General features: G+C 65.8%; 6 protein-coding genes and 2 pseudogenes. 1 reads left to right on the top strand and 7 read right to left on the bottom strand.

Going from position 1 to position 5,813, the window contains the following annotated elements; translation table 11 throughout:
- Positions 1-246: 246 nt before the first annotated feature.
- Positions 247-411: pseudogene (locus A5736_RS07495) on the top strand (NAD(P)(+) transhydrogenase (Re/Si-specific) subunit beta); the annotation flags it as partial.
- A gap of 126 nt (positions 412-537) precedes the next feature.
- Here the strand turns inward: A5736_RS07495 and dnaB are convergent.
- The 7 genes and pseudogenes from dnaB to A5736_RS07530 all read right to left on the bottom strand — a co-directional run.
- A complete protein-coding gene (dnaB, locus tag A5736_RS07500; protein ID WP_076064576.1) occupies positions 538-1,914 on the bottom strand; it encodes a replicative DNA helicase in 1,377 nt (458 codons plus the stop codon).
- A 536-nt stretch (positions 1,915-2,450) separates the two neighbouring features.
- The gene (rplI, locus tag A5736_RS07505) at positions 2,451-2,909 is read right to left on the bottom strand and encodes a 50S ribosomal protein L9 (RefSeq protein ID WP_076128959.1); all 459 of its coding nucleotides are present in this window, start codon (positions 2,907-2,909) and stop codon (positions 2,451-2,453) included.
- Positions 2,910-2,939: 30 nt separating this feature from the next.
- Entirely contained in the window at positions 2,940-3,194 is a 255-nt protein-coding gene (rpsR, locus tag A5736_RS07510) for a 30S ribosomal protein S18 (RefSeq protein ID WP_076064574.1), read from the bottom strand.
- Positions 3,195-3,235: 41 nt separating this feature from the next.
- On the bottom strand, positions 3,236-3,748 hold the full coding sequence (locus A5736_RS07515; protein ID WP_076064573.1) for a single-stranded DNA-binding protein: 513 nt from the start codon (positions 3,746-3,748) through the stop codon (positions 3,236-3,238).
- 110 nt (positions 3,749-3,858) lie between these two features.
- On the bottom strand, positions 3,859-4,149 hold the full coding sequence (gene rpsF, locus A5736_RS07520; RefSeq protein ID WP_044509152.1) for a 30S ribosomal protein S6: 291 nt from the start codon (positions 4,147-4,149) through the stop codon (positions 3,859-3,861).
- 114 nt (positions 4,150-4,263) lie between these two features.
- Positions 4,264-4,905 carry a DJ-1/PfpI family protein gene (locus A5736_RS07525; protein ID WP_076128961.1) on the bottom strand — a complete coding sequence of 214 codons (642 nt, stop codon included), beginning with the start codon at positions 4,903-4,905 and terminating at the stop codon, positions 4,264-4,266.
- Positions 4,862-5,813, bottom strand: a pseudogene (locus A5736_RS07530) (glycosyltransferase family 87 protein); the annotation flags it as partial. The pseudogene A5736_RS07530 and the gene A5736_RS07525, both read right to left, overlap by 44 nt.

Raw genomic sequence — 5,813 nt, forward strand, 5'->3', positions numbered from 1 at the left:
CCGCGGCGGCCATCCATGTGGTGATGCTGAGGACTCGATGACGCCGGGCCTGGCTGTCTGCGAATTGCCGGTCGCGATCCACTATTGCCGACTTCAGGCGCAGCAGCGGGCCGTAGGGCTCCGCGGCTGCGGCATCTGCGGCATCGACATCGGCTGCCACCCAGAAAGCCTATCGAACCCGAAGCGGGCGTCAGCTGGTATTCGCGCAGGCCGATCAGTCCCTGGACCCGTCGCTGGTGCGCGACTACGGATGCCCTCGTCGGCTCCTCCGGTGCGTACCTGTCCTGCATCATGAGCAAGGCCATGAACCGGTCGTTCATCTCCGTCATCGCCGGAGGCTTCGGCATCGAGGCCGGCCCGACCGAGGACAAGGGCTACGGCGAGCACCGCGAAATCAACGCTGAAGGCGCTGACCGCGTGCCCGCCGCCCGAGCTTCCTCAACTCATGATGAGTCCGAAATCCCCACTTTCGTGTCCAACATGACATTCAGAGAGGGGAACATGACATGCGAAATGGGAACCGGCAACGGACGAAACTCACCGCGCCATGTTGGCGAATCGCGACAGGTGCAGTTGATGGGCGACGGTCACCGTCTTGGTCGGGCCGTTGCGGTGTTTGGCGAGAATGAAATCCGCCTCTCCCCCGCGCGGGTCGTCGCGCTCGAATGCGTCTGGCCGGTGCAGCAGCAGCACGACGTCGGCGTCCTGCTCCAGTGATCCCGACTCGCGAAGGTCGGCCAGCATCGGCTTTTTGTCGGTGCGCTGCTCGGGACCGCGGTTGAGCTGGCTGATCGCGACCACCGGAACCTCGAGTTCCTTCGCTAAAAGCTTGAGATGCCTTGAGAATTCGGACACCTCGACCTGGCGCGACTCGTGCTTCTTCCCGGACGTCATCAGCTGCATGTAGTCGACCACGATCAGCTTCAGGTCGGCTTTCTGCCGCAACCGGCGCGCCTTGGCGCGAATTTCCATCATGGTGAGGTTGGGCGAGTCGTCGATATACAGTGGGGCCTCGCTGATTTCGCTCATCCGCCGCGCCAGCCGCGTCCAGTCGTCGTCGTTCATCCGGCCCGAACGCATGTCGGCCAGCTTGATTTTCGCCTCCGCCGACAGCAGCCGCATTACGATCTCGGACTTGCTCATCTCCAACGAGAAGATGACGCTGGCCATCCGGTGCTTGATCGAACACGACCGCAAAAAATCCAATCCAAGTGTCGATTTGCCCACTCCAGGACGAGCCGCCACGATGATCATCTGCCCGGGGTGCAGGCCGTTGGTGACCTCGTCGAGCTCGGTGAAGCCCGTCGGCACGCCGCGCGCCAGACCACCGCTCGAGGCGATCGCGTCGATCTCGTCCATCGTCGGCTGCAGCAGGTCCTCGAGTGGAACGAAGTCTTCGGAAAGCCGACGATCGGCGACGTCGTAGATTTCGGCCTGCGCACGATCGACCACCTCGGCGACATCGGCGCCCTCGGCGCCGGCGTAGCCGTACTGGACCACCCGCGTGCCGGCTTCCACGAGCCGGCGCAACAGCGCCTTCTCGGCCACGATGCCGGCGTAGTAGCCCGCATTGGCGGCCGTCGGCACCGTCGAGATCAGCGTGTGCAAGTACGGCGCGCCGCCGATCCGGCGGAGCAACCCGCGGCGGTCCAGCTCCGCGGCGACCGTCACCGCGTCAGCGGGCTCCCCACGGCCGTAGAGGTCCAGGATCGCGTCGTAGACATTCTGGTGCGCCGGCCGGTAGAAGTCGCCGGGCCGCAGCCGCTCCAGCACATCGGCGATGGCGTCCTTGCTGAGCAGCATGCCGCCGAGCACCGACTGTTCGGCGGCCAGGTCCTGGGGCGGCTGCCGGCCGTAATCTTCACTGGGAGGCGAGGCGTCCATGCCGGGCGCTAAGTCATCGACGACCGCCATGGCTCCCACCTCCCTCTGTCACAGAGTATCCGAACATACATTCGACACCCGGTATTGAGAGCGTAAGCCCGGGCACTGACGCCCCCCGACTCAAGCACCCGAATAGCCTTGCGCCGGGACGACGGTAAACGTTGCTGGCAAGTACTTAAAGGGGCCACTGTTCATAACGCTGTGCATCGTGTGTGCATATCCGTCGACACCTGTGTTGAACGGGGTGTGGAGAACCTGTGGATTAATCTCGGGCGTCCTGACATCGCTGCAGATACGCGCAGTACAACACCGCGCAATTGGTGTGGACAAGAATCTCTTCGGCGTGTCGCCGCAGGTTACCGTGTCGGGCGTGTTGGCTTTCGGCCACATTTTCGGCACGTTAAGGGCGGGTTAAGGGGCCCCTCCTGGAGGGCACCGGAAATAGTTCGCCAGACCCACCGCTGAACCATCGTCAAAGCGGGCACACAGCGCCCTCGAAGCGCCTAAGATTTTGCGCCCGGCCGAGCGGGCGATCGCCCCGTCGGCATCGAGCAAACGCCGCGGGGTTAGCCCTCCGCGACGACCTCGAGCGCGACCTCGACATCGATCTCGGGGTGCAGGTGCACCGACACCGGGTGCGTGCCCACGGCTTTGATGTGTGTCTTGGGCAGCCGGACGATGCGCTTGTCGAGATTGGGTCCGCCGGCCTTCTTGATGGCCGCGACCACGTCACCGGTGGTCACCGAGCCGAACAACTTGCCCGAGTCGGCCGCGGTCTTCACCGGCAGCGAAACCGGGCCCAGCGCCTCGATCGCCGTCTTGATTTCGGTGGCGTGCTCGAGGTCGCGCACGGTCTTGGTATCCCGGGCGCGGCGGATGTCGTCGGCCTGCTTCTGCGCGCCGCGCGAGGCGACGATCGCCAGGCCACGCGGGAGCAGGAAGTTTCGGCCGTACCCGTCCTTGACCTCGACGGTGTCGCCGACGGCGCCGAGGTGGTCGACATCGGCCGTCAAAATCAGCTTCATCGTTTCGTACTTTCGGTTGAGCCTCGGCGGCTATCGCGCCGAGGAGGTGAAGGGCAGCAGGGCCACCTCGCGGGCATTCTTCACCGCGAGCGCGATGTCCCGCTGGTGCTGCACACAGTTGCCGGTCACGCGACGCGCCCGGATCTTGCCGCGCTCGCTGATGTACGTGCGCAGCAGCGCGGTGTCCTTGTAGTCGATCGCTTGTTCCTTCTTGCCGCAGAAGACGCATTTGCGCGCCTTCACCGGCTTTTCCGGAGCCGGGCGCCGCTTGTTGGACTTGGCCATGTCTGTCTTTCTTTCGTTTCCTACTGCTGAAGTGTGTTTGATCAGAACGGCGGTTCGTCGTCGCCGCCGCCGAAGGAGCCCGACGCCGGGGCGCTGCCCCACGGGTCGTCCCCGCCGCCGCTCGGTTGCGCCGCCGGCGCCTGGCGCGAACCGCCACCGCCACCGAAGCCACCGCCGCCGGCGCCACTGCGGCTCGCCTTGTTGACCTTGGCGGTGGCGTAGCGAAGCGAGGGCCCGATCTCGTCGACCTCGACCTCCACGACGGTGCGCTTCTCGCCTTCGCGAGTCTCGAAGGAGCGCTGCTTGAGCCGCCCGCTGACGATCACCCGCGCCCCGCGGGTGAGGCTCTCCGCGACGTTCTCAGCGGCCTCGCGCCAGATGTTGCACCGCAGGAACAGCGCCTCCCCGTCTTTCCATTCCCCGCTTTGGCGGTCATAGATCCGCGGCGTCGATGCCACGGTGAAGTTCGCCACCGCGGCGCCCGACGGGGTGAACCGCAGTTCGGGGTCAGCGGTCAGGTTTCCGACAACGGTGATGGTGGTGTCACCAGCCACAATTTCCTCCTGGATCCGCCTGGAGACGATCGATGGTCATGAGCATGTTCCTCGCTGAGCCTACGCAAGCCTGACGACAGCGGGCAGCCAGCGCCGCCCTTGAGGTCCGCTTAGTGCTTATCGGTGCGCATCACCTTGGTGCGCAGCACCGACTCGTTGAGGCTCAGCTGACGGTCGAGCTCGGACACCGTCGCCGGCTCGGCCTTCAGATCGACGACGACGTAGATGCCTTCGGCGTGCTTGGCGATCTCGTACGCCAGCCGCCGCTTACCCCAGATGTCGACCTTGTCGACGGTGCCGCCGTCCTTGCGGACGACGTTGAGGAACGTCTCCAACGACGGAGCGACGGTTCGTTCGTCGAGCGTGGGGTCAAGAATGACCATGATTTCGTATGGACGCATGGAAACCTCACCACCTCCTCTGGTCTGCGCGGCCACGGTCGATCCGTGGCAGGAGGGTCGCCTGCGTCGGCAACCGCCCCAGGGTACCGGAAGGTGCTCTGCGCAGCGAAATCGTTACTGCCGGGCGCGCAGGTATTCGTTGGCCCGGGCCACGGTCGCCTCGTCTGCCTTAGCGAGCGCGCCCGAATCGAACGGCGGCTGGGGGTCGTATTCGATGAGAAGCTGCGCGGCCTGCGCCGCCTGACGATCGACGAGCAGTTCAACCAGGCGCAGCGCCATGTCGATGCCGCTGGACACCCCCGCGGCGGTGATGATCCGCTCTGGCAGATGTTCGACGACGCGTTCGGGCACATAGTGCGCGCCCAACTCGTTGAGCAGGTCCGCGGCCCGCCAGTGCGTCGTCGCGGTGAGCCCATCGAGCAGACCCGCGCCGGCGAGTAACAGCGCACCGGTGCACACCGAGGTGGTGAATGCGGTGCTCGGGTGTACCGAGTGCAGCCAGGCGCGAATTGCGTCGTCGTGAATCAGCCCGCGGGTTCCGATGCCGCCCGGGAACACCACGACGTCGGGGGCGCCGACTTCGTCGAATGTGGCGTCGCACGTGATGCCCAGCATCCCGTTTTCGGTGCGCACCTCGCCGCGGCGGTGCCCGACGAATACCACATCGATCGATGGAATGCGTTGCAGCACTTCGTAAGGCCCGACGGCGTCGAGCGCGGTGAAGCGCGGAAAAAGCGGAATCGCGACCTGCGTCATGGCTGGCTCGCGGCGGCCGCAGTTTCCGCGCCGCTTTCGGCGGGTTCGGGCCGGTGTCGCTGTGCGGGCGGGCGTAGCCAGTCCGGCAGCCAACCGGGCGGGGCGTCGGGGGCGCGGTCGAAAGGCCCGCCCGCCGGATCGTCCACCCGTCCACCCCAGCGCACCAGGTCCTCGTCCGGCCGGTAGATCTGCCGGATGACCAACGCGCACAGCGCCATGACCGCGATGTCGCGCAGCAACACCGTCGTCGTAAAGAACTGCTCCGGCAGCGCGCGGTTCGGGTTGCCGTATAGGAAATACATGCGCGGCACCCACACCACCGCGTCGATCGTCATCCACGCCAGAAGTATTCGGCGGTGCGGCAAGGCCAGCACGGCCAGCGGTACCAGCCAGAGGGAGAACTGCGGGCTCCACACCTTGTTGGTCAGCAGAAACGCCGCCACGACCAGAAACGCCAACTGCGCCACCCGCGGCCGTTGCGGAGCGGTCAGAGCGATGAAAGCGATTGCCGCGCAGCACAGTACGAACAGCACCGCAACAACCGTGTTGAGCACCGTGGGCGGTTCCCAGAAACCCAGCTTGGGATCGAAACCGCGCCAGCCAGTGAATGATTTGACGACGTTGTAGAGCGAGTCCATGTCGTCGCCGCGGCGGGTGTTGAGCCGGAAGAACTCCGACCATCCTCGCGGAAAGAGCAGCAACACAGGTAAATTCACCAACGCCCAGGTCGCCGCGGCGGCCGCGGCGGTGCGGGTCCAGGCACGAAGGCGCCCGGTCCGTATGCCCAGCACCAGCATCGGGCCGAGGAACAACAGCGGGTACAGCTTGGCCGCGGCGCCCAACCCAATGAGCGCGCCGGCCAGGACGGGTTTGCGGCGCGCCCATGCCAGCAGTCCCGCGAGCGCGAA

Source organism: Mycobacterium sp. SP-6446 (assembly GCF_001954045.1).
Taxonomy (GTDB): Bacteria; Actinomycetota; Actinomycetes; order Mycobacteriales; family Mycobacteriaceae; genus Mycobacterium.

What these genes read in the sequence shown, in the direction of transcription:
- A5736_RS07525 (WP_076128961.1), bottom strand. Translation starts at nt 4,905, where the DNA reads ATGACGCAGGTCGCGATTCCGCTTTTTCCGCGCTTCACCGCGCTCGAC.
- rplI (WP_076128959.1), bottom strand. Translation starts at nt 2,909, where the DNA reads ATGAAGCTGATTTTGACGGCCGATGTCGACCACCTCGGCGCCGTCGGC.
- rpsF (WP_044509152.1), bottom strand. Translation starts at nt 4,149, where the DNA reads ATGCGTCCATACGAAATCATGGTCATTCTTGACCCCACGCTCGACGAA.
- dnaB (WP_076064576.1), bottom strand. Translation starts at nt 1,914, where the DNA reads ATGGCGGTCGTCGATGACTTAGCGCCCGGCATGGACGCCTCGCCTCCC.
- rpsR (WP_076064574.1), bottom strand. Translation starts at nt 3,194, where the DNA reads ATGGCCAAGTCCAACAAGCGGCGCCCGGCTCCGGAAAAGCCGGTGAAG.